This window comes from Agromyces sp. NPDC056389, assembly GCF_042262385.1.
In the GTDB taxonomy this organism is placed as follows: Bacteria; Actinomycetota; Actinomycetes; order Actinomycetales; family Microbacteriaceae; genus Agromyces.
The window spans coordinates 431137-448594 of record NZ_JBHJPN010000002.1; the positions used below are offsets into that span (position 1 = coordinate 431137).

15 protein-coding genes and 2 tRNA genes are annotated in these 17458 nt (G+C 65.9%); 6 read left to right on the forward strand and 11 right to left on the reverse strand.

Annotated features, from left to right (window positions below; translation table 11 throughout):
* Window positions 1-76 precede the first annotated feature (76 nt).
* A complete protein-coding gene (locus ACFCVM_RS14930; protein WP_375837641.1) occupies window positions 77-349 on the reverse strand; it encodes a helix-turn-helix domain-containing protein in 273 nt (90 codons plus the stop codon).
* 70 nt (window positions 350-419) lie between these two features.
* Between ACFCVM_RS14930 and map the strand changes: the two genes are divergently transcribed.
* On the forward strand, window positions 420-1190 hold the full coding sequence (map, locus tag ACFCVM_RS14935; protein WP_375837322.1) for a type I methionyl aminopeptidase: 771 nt from the start codon (window positions 420-422) through the stop codon (window positions 1188-1190).
* A 273-nt stretch (window positions 1191-1463) separates the two neighbouring features.
* Here the strand turns inward: map and ACFCVM_RS14940 are convergent, their stop codons facing one another.
* Window positions 1464-1628 carry a hypothetical protein gene (locus tag ACFCVM_RS14940; RefSeq protein ID WP_375837324.1) on the reverse strand — a complete coding sequence of 55 codons (165 nt, stop codon included), beginning with the start codon at window positions 1626-1628 and terminating at the stop codon, window positions 1464-1466.
* 97 nt (window positions 1629-1725) lie between these two features.
* On the opposite strand from ACFCVM_RS14940, the gene ACFCVM_RS14945 reads away from it, so the two are divergent.
* Window positions 1726-2013, forward strand: coding sequence for a hypothetical protein (locus ACFCVM_RS14945; RefSeq protein ID WP_375837326.1), 288 nt, complete (start codon window positions 1726-1728; stop codon window positions 2011-2013).
* 11 nt (window positions 2014-2024) lie between these two features.
* Here the strand turns inward: ACFCVM_RS14945 and ACFCVM_RS14950 are convergent, their stop codons facing one another.
* The 4 genes from ACFCVM_RS14950 to ACFCVM_RS14965 all read right to left on the reverse strand — a co-directional run bounded on the left by ACFCVM_RS14950 (window position 2025) and on the right by ACFCVM_RS14965 (window position 4807).
* Window positions 2025-2450: a DUF6098 family protein gene (locus ACFCVM_RS14950; RefSeq protein ID WP_375837327.1), complete on the reverse strand. Its 426-nt coding sequence runs from the start codon at window positions 2448-2450 to the stop codon at window positions 2025-2027.
* Window positions 2451-3359: 909 nt separating this feature from the next.
* The gene (locus tag ACFCVM_RS14955; RefSeq protein WP_375837328.1) at window positions 3360-3890 is read right to left on the reverse strand and encodes an HAD domain-containing protein; all 531 of its coding nucleotides are present in this window, start codon (window positions 3888-3890) and stop codon (window positions 3360-3362) included.
* A 21-nt stretch (window positions 3891-3911) separates the two neighbouring features.
* Complete coding sequence (locus tag ACFCVM_RS14960) at window positions 3912-4154, reverse strand: hypothetical protein (protein ID WP_375837329.1); 243 nt, start codon at window positions 4152-4154, stop codon at window positions 3912-3914.
* 248 nt (window positions 4155-4402) lie between these two features.
* The gene (locus tag ACFCVM_RS14965) at window positions 4403-4807 is read right to left on the reverse strand and encodes a hypothetical protein (RefSeq protein WP_375837330.1); all 405 of its coding nucleotides are present in this window, start codon (window positions 4805-4807) and stop codon (window positions 4403-4405) included.
* A 124-nt stretch (window positions 4808-4931) separates the two neighbouring features.
* Between ACFCVM_RS14965 and ACFCVM_RS14970 the strand changes: the two genes are divergently transcribed.
* Both ACFCVM_RS14970 and ACFCVM_RS14975 read left to right on the forward strand, forming a co-directional pair.
* Window positions 4932-5966, forward strand: coding sequence for a hypothetical protein (locus ACFCVM_RS14970; RefSeq protein ID WP_375837331.1), 1035 nt, complete (start codon window positions 4932-4934; stop codon window positions 5964-5966).
* Complete coding sequence (locus ACFCVM_RS14975) at window positions 5963-7858, forward strand: hypothetical protein (protein WP_375837332.1); 1896 nt, start codon at window positions 5963-5965, stop codon at window positions 7856-7858. The genes ACFCVM_RS14970 and ACFCVM_RS14975 overlap by 4 nt, the downstream gene beginning before the upstream one ends.
* A 226-nt stretch (window positions 7859-8084) precedes the next feature.
* On the opposite strand, the gene ACFCVM_RS14980 is transcribed toward ACFCVM_RS14975, so the two are convergent.
* Window positions 8085-8161, reverse strand: a tRNA-Met gene (locus ACFCVM_RS14980).
* 416 nt (window positions 8162-8577) lie between these two features.
* A tRNA-Met gene (locus ACFCVM_RS14985) sits at window positions 8578-8654 on the reverse strand.
* A 274-nt stretch (window positions 8655-8928) separates the two neighbouring features.
* Between ACFCVM_RS14985 and ACFCVM_RS14990 the strand changes: the two genes are divergently transcribed.
* Window positions 8929-10338, forward strand: coding sequence for a glycoside hydrolase family 18 protein (locus ACFCVM_RS14990; protein WP_375837333.1), 1410 nt, complete (start codon window positions 8929-8931; stop codon window positions 10336-10338).
* An 88-nt stretch (window positions 10339-10426) separates the two neighbouring features.
* On the opposite strand, the gene ACFCVM_RS14995 is transcribed toward ACFCVM_RS14990, so the two are convergent.
* The 3 genes from ACFCVM_RS14995 to ACFCVM_RS15005 form a co-directional block, all read right to left on the reverse strand.
* Complete coding sequence (locus ACFCVM_RS14995; protein WP_375837334.1) at window positions 10427-11293, reverse strand: class I SAM-dependent methyltransferase; 867 nt, start codon at window positions 11291-11293, stop codon at window positions 10427-10429.
* A 1-nt stretch (window position 11294) separates the two neighbouring features.
* Complete coding sequence (locus tag ACFCVM_RS15000) at window positions 11295-14186, reverse strand: UPF0182 family protein (RefSeq protein WP_375837335.1); 2892 nt, start codon at window positions 14184-14186, stop codon at window positions 11295-11297.
* A gap of 71 nt (window positions 14187-14257) precedes the next feature.
* Complete coding sequence (locus tag ACFCVM_RS15005) at window positions 14258-15391, reverse strand: PDZ domain-containing protein (protein WP_375837336.1); 1134 nt, start codon at window positions 15389-15391, stop codon at window positions 14258-14260.
* A 207-nt stretch (window positions 15392-15598) separates the two neighbouring features.
* Between ACFCVM_RS15005 and ACFCVM_RS15010 the strand changes: the two genes are divergently transcribed.
* On the forward strand, window positions 15599-16924 hold the full coding sequence (locus ACFCVM_RS15010) for a zinc-dependent metalloprotease (RefSeq protein ID WP_375837642.1): 1326 nt from the start codon (window positions 15599-15601) through the stop codon (window positions 16922-16924).
* The last annotated feature ends 534 nt before the right edge of the window (window positions 16925-17458 follow it).

Sequence of the window (17458 nt, forward strand, 5' to 3'; positions counted from 1 at the left end):
GTCGCGGTAGGCCACGACCGCAGCCCCAAGGGTCAGCTGGCCCGGGAGCCGGTCGTTGATCGCCCGTTGGTCGACCTCAGGCAGAGAGGCGCTTCTCCGCGTCGGCGCCCGCGCCGGACTCAGCAGCGAGCGCATCAAGCGAGAGATCAAGAGCCGATGCGACCGCTGTGACGGTGGCGAAGGAGGGGGTGACCAATCGGCCGGTCTCGATCTTGCGGAGGGTCTCCGGTGAGATTCTCGCCGCCGAGGCGACGTCGAGAATCGAACGGCTCCCGCGGGCGTGCCGCAGCAGAGCACCGAGACGTCGGCCGTGCTCGATGGCCTCGGGGCTGTGCGGCAAGCGAACCATCATCATGAGCCCGAGCTTACCGGTATAGTTTGACCGGTATTTTCATACCACTCTCTGGTTGGAGCCCCCGATGATCGAGATCTTCCCGCCCTCGGAAGTCAACCGCGCCCGATCGGCCGGCGCAGTGGTCGCAAACACACTGAACGAGCTGCGGAAACGAGCGGCGGTAGGGGTGAACCTCCTGGACATCGACGAATGGGCACGTCAGCTCATTACCAAGGCGGGCGCGCGGTCCTGTTACGTCGACTACGCGCCGTCGTTCGGGAACGGGCCCTTCGGTCACTACATCTGCACGGCAGTGAACGACGCCGTTCTCCACGGCATGCCGCACGACTATTCGCTCGAAGACGGAGACCTTCTCACCCTCGACCTCGCCGTGCTCAAGGATGGAATGGCGGCCGATGCCGCAATCAGTTTCATCGTCGGTCCGAACAAGCCCGCCAGTAGCCTCCGACTCATCGAGGCCACAGAGCAGGCCCTTGCGGCCGCTATCGACGCAGCTCGCCCGGGGAACCGCGTCGGCGACATTTCTCACGCCATCGGCTCCGTGCTCGAGGAGGCTGGCTACTCGATCAATGCAGAGTTCGGCGGGCACGGCATCGGTTCCGTCATGCACGGCGACCCCCATGTGGCCAACACCGGCCGCCCTGGCCGTGGCTACAAGTTGCGGCCTGGTCTGCTTCTGGCCCTCGAACCTTGGGTGATGGAAGATACGGATGCTCTGATCACTGACGCTGATGGGTGGACTCTACGTAGCGCCACCGGTTGTCGTACTGCGCACAGCGAACACACCATCGCTATCACCGCCGGCGCCCCCGAGATCCTCACTTCACCGCGATAGCGAAACCCGGAAGTTCAGCACGGGCAACTCATTGGCAATTTGTTCTGATTTGGAGCGAAATGTAGCCCTGTAGAGCAACGCCCTATGCAGAGCTAGATTCAGGCGTTTTTCGCGCTGCCTAACCCGAATCCGGAGGCCCGCCTCCGGCTCCCTCAACATGAGGAAATGAGAGCGGGACCATTTCGAGCGCCAGCCAGACTGGGCCGCGAGCCTATTCCCTTTGGCTCCGCGCACCGCGACGACCCCTACTCGTCGCGGTGCGCGCAAGCCCAGTTAGGAGCGACGACGAGCCGCACGCCGCACGAACGGCCACGCGATCGTCAAGCCGAACAACGCAGCGACGAACACGAACGGCCCGGGGTCCAGCTCGAACGCGCGAACCATCCCAGTCCACGCGTTCGCGAAGCCTTGCAGGATGACATCGACCATGTTCGGCATGGAGCGACCGTAAGAGCGGCGTATGGGCGCGCGCTACCTCCCTTTCGGGGCCACCGCTCGACCCTTTTGGGACCTCGGCTCGTCGTAGGCTCAAGACATGCGCTTGACTGGTCTCATTCGCCCCTCCTCGACCGCTGACCTCGTCGCCGCAGGACACGACCGCGGCTCCGCGTACGAGGCACTGGTCGCCCAGGTGCCGCCCGGCCATTCCCTGCTCCGCGCGCATTTCGACATGGCGGCCGGCGTCACGACCGCGACCGGCGTCATCCGGCCAGATCGCACCGAACCCGTCGATGCTGAGGGCGCCAACTATACGGCCGCCACAGCGGCGCTCCGAGAGCAGGTGCCTGATGGCTACCTGCTTCTGCAGGTAGTGAACGTATAGAGCGAGCAGACCTACTCCGGGCCGTTGCCCGCCTCGAACCGTTCGCGGTATCTCTCCTCGGACTCAGCGAGCAGCTCGTCGCTCAGCAGCGCGACGAATCGCACAGGCTGGAGTAGCGGCTCGCAATCCGGGCCGCGGCCGACCTCGTCGCCGTGGACAAGCCATGCGCGGCGGTTGGTGTTGCGGTCGCGAAGGTATTTGTACTGGCAGAGCTGGCGCGCAAGCCAATCCTGAACGGGCCGCGTCCACCACGGCTCTGGGTCGAGCGGGTTGACGGAGAGGCCCGGAAGCTCGACACCACTCTCGGTATCGATCGATGCTCCGTCACGATCCTCTTCGGGGCCTTCCGAGTACCGCACGTACAGCGGCCGTCCTCCCAGTTCTTGCTCAAGCTCATCGAGCCTTGAAAGCACGCGCATCTCAGTACGCAGACGCATGCAGATACCTTGATCTGCAGTCCGCCAGTCCTTCCCTGATCAGTCAGTGAAGGGCCGCACATCCGAATCCTTGGGGGGAAGTGGACGAAGTACGTCGACGCGCACTCCTCAGTGCGACCCTTCCGCCGGGCTCTCGGCAACCCGACCCTTCGAGTATCGATCTCGACGCGGTCCGACGGGAGGGACTTGACAGCGACGCGAAGATCACTCCAACGCCATGTTCGGGCGGCTCTGGAATCATGACGAGACCGGCGGTCGAGTTCGCAGAATCCGCGAGGATCTCGAGCCACGTACGATTCAGCGCCGGCTGACGACTCCCCGAATACACGAACTGCAGCGCGACGCTCGGATGCATCCAAAACGACACAATTCCGCCTGCACCACTCCACGAGAACGGGAAACTCTCCTGGCGTCGAAGCTTGTTCAGGATCACCACCTGCAAATGAGCCAACGTTCGATCGTCGATCTCGATCACGCGAGATTCGCGATCGTAGACCAGCTGCCCCACACCGCCTCCCTCGAATCGTGACAGGAGTGCGAGCCGCCGGGCCGGTGTAGAGGTTCACCAGCCCGGCCATCGATGTCCTACGCGGGTAGGGTCGCGGTTCCATCGATGGCGCACGCACTAGCGCTCGCGTCATTCAGGGGCGAAGAGTTGTTGCCCCCCTCTTGCCTCTTCGTCCGAAACAACACTCCCGGTAGTGAGGAGGCTAAGTACCCGAAACAGAGCCGCCGCCGGATGTGCTGGTACCGCCGAGGCTAACAGGGGACACGCCGGGATGCCATCGATCCAACTTCGCAGCGATGTCAGGCGCCCGAGCCACATCATTCACACCCGCCCGAGTCGCACATCGACGAGCAACCCGCCTCGGATACTTCTTGGCCACGAAGCACGAACCGCTCAGCCGGCTACTCTCGCTCGATCCACGCCACGATCCGCTCGACGTCCTCGGGCGTGATGCCGACCTCAGGGTCCGGCCTCACCACATGGAACCTCGACCCGAGGCCGCGGGCCCGAGCTCGAATCCCAGCGAGCACCGAATCATCAAGCTGGTCGTCGATGACGATCAACGGCGGCGAGCCTCGATAGATCTCATCGGCGATCGCGACGTACTTCCATGCGCCGGTCAGCGCGAGCGCGTTGTCTGGCGGCAGGACCGCGTATCGGATCTGAGGTAGGTTGACGAGCGGCGCGAAGACGGAATGAGACTGACCGCCCCACGTCGAGAACCAGGCAACTTCGACGTCCGGCCGTGCGGCGATCCGCCGGATCGCGTCGATCGCGTTCGGCGACCACTCGACGACGACCTGGGCTTCATGGGCGCGGGCGTACGGGGCCACCGACACCGTTGCCCTCTGGAGCTCGCCGCCCCACACGTCAGCTGAACCGGGGCTCGACAAGACCCCGTCAATGTCGAGGAAGACCCGCGTGAGCTTCATCCGTCCCCGATACCGAATCGGTCAGCTCCGGCGAATACGCCCCGGCCACAAATCAGCGTCGAGACCGGTTTCCAGTTTCGAGATCGTGTAGAGATCCGGCCAGACTCTCCCGGCGAGGATCCCGAGGAGGGTGGCGTGGTTGATCTCGCAAGCGGCGGCAACGGATCGAATGCTGCGATCGCCGATTGCCGTGCGCAAGTTGTTCGCGAACCTGCGAGCCACTTCACCGGGCGGTTCATTTGCGGTCTCGTCAGGCCAGGACACGGTCAGCTCGTGAGGCCGTGGCCGTGAAGTCCGGGGCATGGGTCAAGCGTAGAGGGTGATGGGGCGCGAGTCCTCGCAAGTGAACTCGCGAGTGCCGGGATGCTGCCATCCGGTTAATCTATTAGCCAAGACTGAACCGCGCAACTGGCGAACCGGGCGGCAGGAGTTGGATAGAAAGAGCGGCTAGCGGAAGTGAGAAATCGTCTGGTAATTTGATTAACCATTGCGGCGCAAACTGGAGGTGATGCCTACTCACCGAAGCCATGCAGGAAGTCCTCTACTGCGACCGCGCGGACACGATCGAACTGATCTGCCCAGAACAATACGTCCGCCAGCTGCATCTGAGTCTTGCCTCGAAGCAATCGGACCATGCGGTCATAGCTCAGCCCTGGAACGTTCGCATCAATCTCCGCGAGATGTTCTTCGAGCGTCTGGCCCCTAGCGAGAATCTCCTCGCGCACCGCGTTGGCAACGCGGTGCTGCAGCTGCGCCGCCCGCAACCGCGGATCCCCCACATTGAATCCGTCAACCGATACGAACAGCGCGCTCGTGCGTCCGAACACCGTCGGCACCATGCAGAGCGACCTCGGCTCGAACGCGAACCCGGTCTTCGACGGAGTTCGATCTCGAATCGTCTTCTTTGAAGCACTCATGGGGAGATTATCCGCCCTGCTATGGGCAGAATTTCTAGGAACACGCCGGTGGAATCGCCACGCGTTACCACTATTCGCCAGGCGGTCCGAATGAGACCAACATGTAGCCACACACGCATCTTGCATGAACTCCCCCGCGGCCACCACGTCCACCGGGCGCACTCGCCCCACACGCCTGCCACATCCGAGCACCGCGACGCGTCCGCGGCACCTCACCGCACCCGATCTCGTCGCGAACGACCGCTATGACAGCGCTGCTTCAGCGGAGGTGATCCTGGCCGTGGAACGCTACAAGCCAAAGCGCCCGACGCCGGGATGGGAGCGCATCAGCCCATTCGCCCGAGATATCGCCGCTCGCGCATCCGACAACCCGGCCAGCGCCGCCCGCACGATGGTGATTCTGAGCCCATTCCTCCTGTGGTGCATCACCGAACAAGGTCTTCCGATGACCACGGAGGATCTGCTCACCCCGCGCATCATCGACGCATACGTCGGCAGTCTCGAACGCGCGGACGGCACAAAGGCCACCTATCGCTCCAAGCTGATCGACACCGCCGAGCGTCTGAATCCGAACGGGTTCCCGCCGCGCATGGAGCGAATCGGGCGCCGCTCCATCGCCGCACCTTACAGCCAGAGTGAGATGACCGAGTTCGAGAACTGGGCCAACTTTCAGGCCAGCGACATCAAGACCCGGAAGGCTCGGCTGATGCTCGCCCTCTGCGCCGGTGCCGGGCTTCGCCCCGGAGAGCTCGACCTGCTCTGCAGTGACGTCACGGTCGACGACCGCGGCGTCGTACTGAACCTTCGCTCCAGCGAAGCCCCCCGGGACATCCCCGTCCTCAGTAGATGGGAATCCTGGATCACGGCAGAACTCGAGAAGCTCCCCGTGGACGGACCGCTCTGGATGAGCGACAGACAACGGAAGAACAAGAGCTTGCTGAACTCGTTCACCGAGAAGACCAGCGGCAAGGCACCGAACGGCGCGCGGCTGCGGGCGACCTGGATTGTTGCCCACCTCGCGGCAGGCACCCCCATCAAGGAACTCATGCGCGCGGCCGGCATGGTCCAGTTCAACAACCTGCACCATTACCTCGCATACGTGGACGATGTCGGCCCGCTGGCCTACCGGGCTGTGCTCCGTGGATCGGCTGAGCATTGACCACGAAACCAACACCGCCTTCCGCGGCGACGGTTGCGGAACGCAGCGGCGCCGCCCAACTCGAACAGCGGATGCAAGCGGTGTTCGGACGGTCGGTCGAGGACTACGAACAAGAAGTGGCCGAAGCCGCGCTGCCGAGGGTGTTCCTGGAGCTTGCTCACAAAGTCGTGACCGCATCCAGCGCGCCCGACATGCTCGCCAGATGGAAGGACGAGGCACGAAAGTCGAACGCGGGTGCGAAACCGCTCGTCCCGATGGCGGCAGTGCTCATTCTGTTCGTCGCGCACGCCCTTGCCGGCAAACCGCTCACCTATTACGAGCTCGCGCGGACCCTTCGACTTCGACTCAAGCACGATCAGCGTGTTCTGCTGGGGGTATCACACAAGTCGGGTACTCACAACCAGTGGTACGACCGCATGTGGGCCGCGGTGAACCGGCTTATCGAACTCGTTGACCCGTACCCCGGGCCCCGAAACAAGAAGTTGAGGGGATCTGCCTGGGAGGAATACCGAAGGACTACTGAGCAACCCCGCTATGTCGAGAATTCAGAACGCATGCTCGAGCGCTTCGACGAACTCGTAAACAGTATTCTTCGTGCATGCATCGACCTATTGCCGCGTGACATCTGGACGGAGTACGACGGCGGCCTGATCATCGACGCCACCAAGATCATTATCGCCGGCTCCCCCAATTCCTCCTCCAAACTCGGTGATCGTTCGAACCCCGACCCACTGTCCGGTCGATACCGCCGAGAAGGCAAGCACGACGGCAAGGGCGCCTCAACCGACGTCGCTGCCTACGAACTCGAAACGGCCCTCACGATGTGGAACAAGCCTGGAGAGAGCACCCGATTCCCGACGCTCGTCACAGCCGTCTCGATGCACCGACCCGGGCAGCTCATCGGCCACGCTGCCCGGCTGATCGCCCATCACAAGCGGCTCGGCTTCGATCGGTTCCTGTTGGGCGTGGATCGCGCCTACAACGGCGAGAAGATCGAGAATTTCCACATCCCGGCACGACTCGCGGGCGCAGAGCTTATTTTGGACTACAAGGCACCTGACCTCGGACTGCAAGGTTGGTTCGAAGACCTCATCCTCGTCGACGGAAACTGGTACACCAACTGGATGCCGGACAAGCTCGTGTCTGCCGGAAAGAAGCTGCGCGTGTTGAAGGACGAAATGAAGGCCGCCCGCGGAGCGCTTAAGGGGTATTCACGCTCGACCTCACATTCCCCCGAGCAACTTGAACTGATAGTGCAGCACGAACGGCTCCTTGCCGAAGGTCCGAGCATCCGCGCGGAGCTAGAAATACTCATCGCGAACCGGACGCGCTATCGCATGAAGGAGCACGGCCACGTCGACTCGGACGGAGCACAGAGGTTCCGGTATCCGGACCCGAAGCTATCTCTCGTCACTCCGAGACCAATCGCCAACCGATCGTCGATCACGATCCCAATGCTCGTGCCTGAAAGGGAAGCACCGTCGCATCTATCTGCGCTGGTCCCAACTAGTTCGCCGCCCAAGGCGAAGAGGTCCGGTTCCCCCAGAAAGCCTCAACCGATCAAGCATGTGCAGAAGTTCGCCTATGAATCTCTCGAATGGAACAAGCACAAAGGCATGCGAAGCCTGGTCGAAGCCTCCAATCGACTTCTGAAGAAGGCGACAAAGTTCGACATCGAGGAACCTGACCTCCGATCAGGCCGCGGCTACGCGTTCACCTACCTCGCGTCGGCACTAGCCGTCGTGGCAGACAACATCCACCGCATCCGTAGCTTCTTCCATGCGGACGCCGAACGAACGGACGCACCGAAGACGCGTGCCCGCCGACGAAAGGACGCCAACGGCAGTCCGCTGCCTCGTCGGCAGCCGCTAGACAACGGCCCGCCGCGATAATCGCAGCTCCACTGACAGCAGATTCGCGAAGCCCACGAACGCTTCAGCCTGCCCAAAGGGCGGGCTTTTCGTCGTTAACGACCCGTCGGCAAGCCACGAACAGGCGTGAGCCACCAACGAGAACTACACAAGCAGAAAACAGAAGAGGCCGGGACTGAATTTCTTCAGTCCCGGCCTCTTCTGGGCAATTTACCGAGAACCAGAATCTGATTCTCCAATGCCGCCTTGGTTGCGGGGGCAGGATTTGAACCTACGACCTCTGGGTTATGAGCCCAGCGAGCTACCGAACTGCTCCACCCCGCGTCACCGACCGCCTGACGGCGGTCACCTCCTCGCAAGATCCCCCGGAGGGCTGCTTGCGATGGTCCCTTCAGTCTACGTCACGGCCGGGGTCCGCTCGACCCATCTCGCCCGAGGCCGGAGCTCGATCGAGTCGGAACAAGGGTTCGCCTGGTCCGACCAGATGTCCCGATCCGGTCGACAGCGACCTCGGGCGTTCAGTACGTTCGTCGGATTCGCCCGCCCTTCTCCCCAGACCGGTACGGGCGCGTGCCGTGCACCATGCGGCAATCGGCTGGTCCCGCGGCTCGCAGATGCGACGCGGGACCAGTTGCCCGCGAATCGAGACACTGTCTCGCGGGTGAACGGGGAATCCCGTTAACGCAGAAGTCCCGGTCTCTTTCGAGACCGGGACTTCGTGCGCGTTCTGACGAACACGTTGGTTGCGGGGGCAGGATTTGAACCTACGACCTCTGGGTTATGAGCCCAGCGAGCTACCGAACTGCTCCACCCCGCGGCACAAGAAGAAACACTATCACGACATTTCAGCCCCGTCGAATCGAGCCGGCGGCGGTGACAGTGGCCCGCGGCATCCACTCTCGCACTCTCGCGACGTGTGCAGATGTTGCACACTTCGCGCGATTCAATGGAGGAATCCTCAATGATCCCGTCGAACCACGTAGCCGATCCCCCATTCTTTGTTAAGACTCTTTCCAAACTCGATCGACCATTGCTACGTTCACCGCAACCGTTCACCCAGCACGGCCCCGACGACGATCGATGAGGATTCAATGTCACCACGCCAACTGCTCCGCGGAGCGGCCATCGCGGCCGCCGCCACCGCTCTCGTCGCCGCTTCGGCGGCCTCCCCCGCACTCGCGCACGGCAACGGCCATGGCAACGGAAACCACGGCGGCCACGGCAACTCGCATGGCAACCACGGCCACGCCGAATCGGCCGGCCCGACCGACATCAACGGCTACCGCTCCGTCGGCTACCTCATGTCCGACACCCCGGTCACCCGCGACTACCAGATCGAAGACCTGCTTCGCACGGGCGCGATCGAAGACGTCACGCACATCAACTACGCCTTCGGCAACGTCACGACGAACTTGAAGTGCGAGATCACGGATGTTCCGGGCGAAGGCGATGCCCGGAACGACTACCTGCGCCTCGTGCCGGCCGCCGACTCGGTCGACGGCAAGAAGGACAAGGCGAACAAGCACCAGCGCCTCGCGGGCAACTTCAACCAGCTGAAGAAGCTCAAGGAGGTCAGCCCCGACACGAAGGTGCTCATCTCGCTCGGCGGCTGGACCTGGTCGGACAACTTCTCGGAGGCGGCGTCCACCCCGGCGAGCCGCACCGCACTCGTGTCCTCGTGCATCGACGTCTATCTCAAGGGCAACCTGCCGAAGGTCGGCGACCTCGGCGGCCCGGGCGCCGCGGCCGGCATCTTCGACGGCATCGACGTCGACTGGGAGTGGCCGGTCAACGGCGGCGAGACGGCGAACGCGAAGCCTGAAGACAAGGAGAACTTCCTCGCCCTCATGGAGGAGTTCCGCGCGCAGCTCGATGCATACGGCGCCGAGACCGGCGAGGACTACCTGCTCACCGCGTTCGGCCCCGCCGGCGGTTGGAACACCAACGCGGGCGGATGGAACACCGCTCGGCTCTTCGCCTCGATCGACTGGCTGAACGTGCAGGGCTACGACTACGCCGGCGGATGGACCGGCAACACCGGCCACCAGGGCAACCTGCACCCCGACGGCGCCAACAACTGGGGTCTCGCGATCGACAACGCCATCGCGCTCTACACCGCGGGCGGTGCGCGCCCCGACCAGTTGAACGTGGGCCTCGCGGCGTACGGGCAGGGCTGGACCGGCGTGACGGTCGGCGACCGCGCCGGGTGGACCCCCGACCCCGCTGTCTCCTCGATCGGCACGAAGCCGTACTACGAGATCCGCGACATCGGCGAGGGCTACTTCGACCCCGCGCTCGGCGCCTCGTGGCGCTTCGACGCGGCGAGCGGTCAGTGGTGGAGCCTCGACGACCCGAGCTCCGTCACGGCGAAGGCCGAATGGCTCGCGGAGCAGGGCTACGGCGGCGCGATGTGGTGGGACCTCTCGGGCGACTACCGCAACGAGCTCGGCGACGCTCTCGGCGACGCGCTCCGCTCGGCGGACGAGGGTCCGCTCGACTGATCACCCCGAAAATGGCGGATGCCTCGGAGCGGACTCGCTCCGAGGCATCGGCGCCGATCGGTGCCGTACCCTCGATTCGCGCGTCGCGCTACGCGACCGTCGGGGGGCGCGGCACCGCGACGAGCTCGTACGAGAGCGGCAGCCACTGCTCGGCAGGCCAGCCGTACATGCCGTCGCCGACGTCGACCGTTGCCGGGAAGATGCGCCACGGCACGCGGTAGTGCTCGGTGAACGTCTCGACGTCGAGGCCGGCGCCGCGCAATGCGGCGAAGACCTCACCGAGCGGATGCATCCACTCCCACGTGCGCGCGTTGGCGAGTGCCGCCTCGGGGTCGGCGTAGTCGCTCGGGTCGTCGATGATGTCGGGCGACTCGTTCGCGTACGGGTAGGCGAACGCAGGCAGGCCGCCGGGCCCGCTGTCGCCGTCGAACACGAACGCGGCGGGGTGCCCGTCTGCGAAGAGGAAGCGGCCGCCGGGCTTCACGAACCACGACACGATGCGCGCCCACTCCGCGACATCCGGAAGCCAGCCGATCGTGCCCCACGAGGTGAAGACGAGGTCGAACGACTCGGGCTCGGGCAGCATGTGGCGGGCGTCGTAGACGTTCGCCTCGATGAATCGAGCACGATGCGAGAGACCGAGTTCTTCAGCCATGCGACGCGCCTCGGCGACCGCCTGCGACGAGAAGTCGATGCCGACGACCGTGGCGCCGAGGTTCGCGAGCGACAGGGTGTCGGAGCCGAAGTGGCACTGCAGGTGCAGCACCCGCACCCCCTCGAGCCCGTCGGGGTAGAGGCGAGTGATCGCCTCGCGCACGATCGGGTCGAGCACGTCGCCGCCCTCGCGGAGCCGCGAGCGGTCGTACATCTCCGACGCGACGTGCACCGCGACGCGCTCGTCCCAGTTCGCGAGGTTGTCGTCGAGCCACTCTCCCCCGCGCAGGTCGACGGTCACGTCACTCGTCCTTGGTGGCTTCGAGCAGCTTCGCGATGATCTCGGCGAGCTGTGCATCGGCGGCGCCGTATGCGGCCCAGTCACCCTCGGCGAGGGCGGCCTGCTTGTTCTTCAGCGCCTGCGACGCCTGGTTGAGCAGTGCCTGCACCTCGTCGCTCGGGGCCACCGGGGTCTCGCCGCCGTCGCCGCCCTCATCGGGCGGGGGCGTCGCGCCGGGATCGACCTCGTTGTCGCCGGCGTCGGCGCCGGAGTCGCCACCGAAGAGCACATCGAGCGCGAGGTCGAGCGTGTCCTGGAAGGCGATCTGGTCGCCGAAGGCGACGAGCACCTTCTGCAGCAGCGGATAGCTCGTGCTGCCGGTCGACTCGACGTAGACGGGTTGCACGTAGAGCAGGCCGCCGCCGACGGGCACGGTGAGCAGGTTGCCGTTGATCACGTTGGACTGGCCCTGCTTCAGCAGGTTCAGCGATTGGGAGACGGTCGGGTCGGAGTTGAACTTCGCCTGCACCTGGCCGGGGCCCGGCACGTTGTCGTCTTCGGGCAGGGTCAACAGCCTGAGCTTGCCGTAGCCGTCGGCGCGCTTGCCGTCGGTCGCGCCGGCATCGGCATCGACCGCGAGGTATCCGCGCAGCACGTTGCGACTCTGCTCGCCACGGGCCTCGGGAATGAACGTCGAGTAGAGCGAGTAGCTCGGCTCGTCTTGACCGGGCATCTGCATCGTGAGGTAGTACGGCGGCTGCAGCAGCGTACTGCCGGCGTCGGCCGTCGGGTCCTTCGGCGTCGTCCAGGCGTCTTCACGCGAGTAGAACGGGATCGCGTCGGTCACGTGGTAGCGGCCGAGCACCTCGCGCTGCACCTTGAACAGGTCGGAGGGGTAGCGCACGTGGCTCATCAGGTCGCCCGACATCTTGCTCATCGGCTCGACCGTGGTCGGGAAGACCTTCTGCCAGGTCTGGAGGATCGGGTCCTCCTCATCCCAGGCGTAGAGCGTCACCGTGCCGTCGTAGGCGTCGACGGTGGCCTTCACCGAGTTGCGGATGTAGTTGACCTCGTCGAAGGCGAGGGTCGGCGCCTGGGTCTCGCTGTCGGCGATCGCCTCGCTCATGCTGACCTTGTTGGAGTACGGGTACTGGTCGGAGAGCGTGTAGCCGTCGACGACCCAGACGATCTTGCCGTCGACGACCGACGGGTAGGTGTCGGAGTCGAGCGTCAGGTACGGGGCGACCTTCTGCACGCGCTGCACGGGGTCGCGGTCGTAGAGGATCTGCGAGTCGGTCGTGACCTGGTCGGAGAGGAAGATCTGCTCGGACTGGAACTTCAGCGCGTAGACGAGCTTCGTGAAGGCGTTGTCGAGCTTCGGGCCGCCATCGCCCTCGAACGTCGTCTGCGTCTGGTCGGCGCCCTCGGAACCCGACGGGTAGTCGAGCTCGATCGGCTTCGCGTCCTTCGGCGCGCCGACGATCGAGTACTGCGGCGAGGACTCGCCGAAGTACACGCGCGGCTGGAAGTCGCCGAGCACACCCGACGACGGGATGCCCGACTGCAGGAACACCGGCTGGCCGTCGACCGAGCGCTGGTTGCCTGCGGCCGCGACGAGACCGTAGCCGTGCGTGTAGACCAGGTGCGAGTTGAACCACGTCTCGGCGTCGCCGAGGCCCGAGAGGTTCACGTCGCGCACCGCGACGACGGTGTCTTGGGAGGTGCCGTCGATCTCGTAGCGGTCGACGTCGAGCGCAGACGGGAACTGGTAGTACTGGCGGAACTGCTCGAGCTGCTGGAACGCGGGGCCGATCACGAGCGGGTCCATGAGGCGGATGCTCGCGGTCGTCGCCGCGTCGGAACGCAGCGCGCCTGGCTCGGCGTCGGTCTTCGCCTCGAACGGGATCTCCTCGACGTCGGCGATGCCGTACGCATCGCGCGTGAGGTCGATGTTGCGCTGGATGTAGGGCTCTTCGAGCGAACGGGCGCTCGGGTCGACCTGGAAGCGCTGGATGACCCAGGGGTAGAGCGATCCGATGAGGAGGCTCGAGACGACGAGCAGGGCCGTGCCGACGAGCGGCAGGCGCCAGCGCCCGATGATCGCGGTGATGAAGAAGAGCACGGCGACGACGGCCGCGATCGCCGCGAGGATGCCGCGGCCGGGGATCGTGGCGTTGACGTCGGTGTAGGAGGCGCCCGTGATGAGCGAGCCCGTCTCGGTCACCGTCGCGTACTGGTCGAGCCAGATGCTCACCGCCTGCAGCAGCAGGTAGATGCCGGCGGTCACGGCGATCTGGATGCGCGCCGACTTCGAGATGACGATCTCGCGGCCGCTCACCCGGAGTGCCCCGTAGAGGTAGTTCGTCGCGATCACGAGCAGCAACGACAGCAGCACGACAGCCGAGGCGAAGCCCACGAGCGAGCGGTAGAACGGGAGCTCGAACACGTAGAAGCCGACGTCGAACCCGAACTGCGGGTCGGTCGTGCCGAAGGGCGTCCGGTTCAGCCACGCGAGCGTGCCTTCCCAGCGGGTCGAAGCCGAGACGCCGGCGAAGATGCCGAGCACCACGGGGATGCCGTACATCGCGAGGCGGCGCAGCGGCTCGAAGACCTCCTGGTACCGGTCGAGCTGGGAGTTCAGCTTCGCGTAGACCGGGCGCGAACGGTAGGCGATCTGGATGGATCCCCACACGGGCAGCGCCATGGCCACGAAGCCGATGAGGAAGAGCACGATGCGTGCGATCCACTCGGTGGTGAGCACCGAGAGGAAGCCGAGCTGGTCGTACCAGAGCACATCGGCATAGATGCCGGCGAAGGCGAAGAACGCGATGACGAGCACGGCCACGACGCCGATCGTGATCGCGATCGGAGCGCGCCTGCGCTGGACCCTCGGTTCTTGCGGCTGTGCTGACACTCTCGGCCTCGTGTTCGGTCGGGATGGGATCGGGATTCCATCCTAGAGTTGCGTTCCTTGGAATCGCCTGTTCAGGCGGAACAGGAGGGGTACGACCCCGTCACGTCGCCGTCGGCGACGTCTTCGACGATCGAGCGCGCCTGGTCGAGGGTCTCGACGGCGAAGACGGTGACGCCGTCGGGCACGTTGCCGGCCACCTCGTCGCAGTTCGACTCGGGCGCCAGGAACCAGTCGGCGCCGGCGCGTTCGGCGCCCCAGAGCTTCTGGCGGATGCCGCCGATCGGCCCGACACGACCCGCGGAGTCGATCGTGCCCGTGCCCGCGATGATCTCGCCGCCCGTCATGGGCCCGGGCGTGAGCTTGTCGACGATGCCGAGCGCGAACATCATGCCGGCGCTCGGGCCGCCGACGTCGTCGAGCTGCAGCTCGACGTCGATCGGGAACTCGTAGACCATGCGCACGCCGACGCCGAGCACGGCTCGACCGTCGCGCTCGGTGGGAGTCACCTCGACGGTGAGCGGCTCGCCGTCGCGGATGATCTCGAGCTCCGCCGGTTCGTCGGCACCGTGCTCCTGCACCGCCGTCTGCAGTTCGTTGATCGAGTGCACCGCCGTGCCGTCGAGCGTGACGATGACGTCGCCCTCTTCGAGGATGCCGTCGGCCGGCGAGTCCTCGAGGAGTCCGGCGACGGTCACCTCGCGTGGGAAGTCGTAGCCGAGCTCGACGAGGGCCGCGGCGATCGCGTCCTGCTGCGAGTCGACCATCGCGGCCTGGTTCTGGGCGTCGCGGTCTTCGCTGCTGATGCCGGGCGGGAAGATCGCCTCGACCGGGATGACCGAGCGCGTGCGATCGAACCACGCGGCGATGACCTCGAGCCAGTTCGGCGTCTGGCCCGGTCGACCGACGACGGAGACCGTCAGCAGGTTGAGCTCGCCGTCGGTGGGGTAGGTGGTCTCGTCGGGGATCGCGATGAGCGGCACCTCTTCGTCATCGCCGTTCTCGGCGACGCCGAGGGTGTCGTAGACGGGGCCCGGCTGCTCGATCACGTACGGCGAGGGGATGAACGCGAAGACGACTCCGATCACGATCGCGACCGTGAGGGCGCTCCAACCGATGCGCTCGCGCAGGGGGCGCCGCCCCGTGATCGGATCGGACGTCCAACGGGACTCCTCCGACACTGGGGTCTCGTCGTCGAAGATGCTCAACCGACATCCTTCCGGGCGGGATTCGAACTCGCGTGCCGGCCCTGTTCGCGAAGGGCGGACACCCGGAACGCCCAGCCTAGGCCATTTCCCAGACACTCCGCCGTGCCCCCGCGTTACGGTTGAACCAGACGCGACTGGGAGGTGGCCAAAGTGGCCGATCGGCATGATGAGCCCGACGACCGGAGCCCCGAAGACGAGTTCCGCGAAATGCTCCGCGAGATGCTCTCCGGCGGAGGCGCCGGCGGCATCGACCCGTCGAGCCTGGCAGGAGCAGCCGGACTGCCCAATGACCCGGCGAGCCTCGCTGCCCTGTTCTCGCAGTTGCAGCAGGCGATGAACAAGGCCGACGACGGCATCGACTGGAGTGTCGCCGTGCGGCAGGGCGAGGAGCGCGCCGCGACCGGCCAGCGCCAGATCGCCGACGACGAGCGGGCGCGCTTCGACCAGGCGTTCCAGGTCGCCTCGCTGTGGCTCGACGAGGCCGTCGACTTCGGTGCGCTGCCGACCACACCCGAACTGTTGACGCGGCGAGCGTGGGTCGCAGCCACGATGCCGATCTGGTCGCAGCTGGCCGAGCCTGTCGCCCTCTCCATCTCCGATGCGCTCACGCGTGTCATGAGCGAGCAGGCTCCTGAAGAGATGCGCTCGATGATCGAGGGCGCGAGCCGCATGATGCGCGGCATCGGCGGGGCGCTCTTCGCGATGCAGCTGGGGCAGGTCGTCGGCCAGCTCGCGACCGAGGTCGTCTCCGGCGGCGACGTCGGAATTCCGCTCCTCGACGACGGTCGCGCCGCGATCCTGCCGCAGAACGTCGCGGAGTTCGGCAACGACCTCGACATCCCGACCGACCAGATCGAGCTCTACCTCGCGGTGCGCGAACTCGCGCACGCGCGCCTGTTCCGGCACGCACGCTGGCTGCGGCTCCACCTCATCACGGCGATCACGGCGTTCGCGCGGGGCATCGACATCGACACCGAGCGACTCGAAGAGCTCGCAGAGGGCTTCGACCCGTCGAACACCGAAGATCTCCGCAACGCCGTCGTCAACGGCGCCCTCATCCGCGCGAAGAGCGAATCGCAGCAGGCCGCGCTCGCCCGCCTCGAGACGATGCTCGCGCTCGTCGAGGGCTGGGTCGACGCGGCGACGGCCGACGCCACCGCCCGACTGCCGAAGTCCGTCGCCATCGCTGAGACCATCCGTCGCCGCCGCGCCTCCGGCGGACCGGCCGAGTCCGCCTTCGCGACCCTCGTCGGCCTCGAACTGCGGCCCCGTCGTCTCCGCGAGGCGACCGCCATGTGGCGCGCGGTCACCGATGCGGTGGGCGTCGAGGCACGCGACGCACTCTGGTCGCACCCCGATCTGCTGCCGACCTCCGAAGACCTCGACGATCCGGCACGGCTCGTGGCCCGGCTCACCGGCACCGACACCGCCGAGGCGGAGGCCGACGACGAGTTCGACCAGGCGCTCGAGCAGCTGCTCCGCGGCGAGACACCCGCGGCCCCCGGTGAAGACGGCGAAGACCCCGCGAGCTGACCCGGCGCTCCAGATGCGGGAGCGGCCCACCCTGTGGAGGGATTCCACGGCCCACGGAGCGATTCCGGCATGCTCTCGGCATGTCACCGCGCATCGATCCGGTCCTGCCCATCGTGTGGCGCTCCCCTACCGAGCTGCAACTCGGTGCGACCCCGCGCGTCGTCGTCCACGATCCGGGTGAACTCGAGAGCGGGCTGCTGTCCGCACTCCGGCACGGCGCCTCGGCGTCGACCCTCGAGACGATCGGCATCGCCCTCGGCGGCACTCACGAGGCCGTGCAGGCATTCCTCGAGCTGGTCGCCCCGGCGTTCGAACCTGACGGCACCAGGCGAGCGGATGCCGCGGCATCCGCTCGACCGCGACGCGTCGCCGTCGACGCACCGCGCGAGTTCGGCGACCGCCTCGGCGAGCACCTCGCGATGCTCGGCTGCGAACCGGTGGCAGCCGTCGACGCCGAGGTCGAGGGAACGGCACTCGCGGTCGTCGCGGCGACCTGGGTCGTCTCCCCTGCACGGCACCTGCCATGGCTGCGAG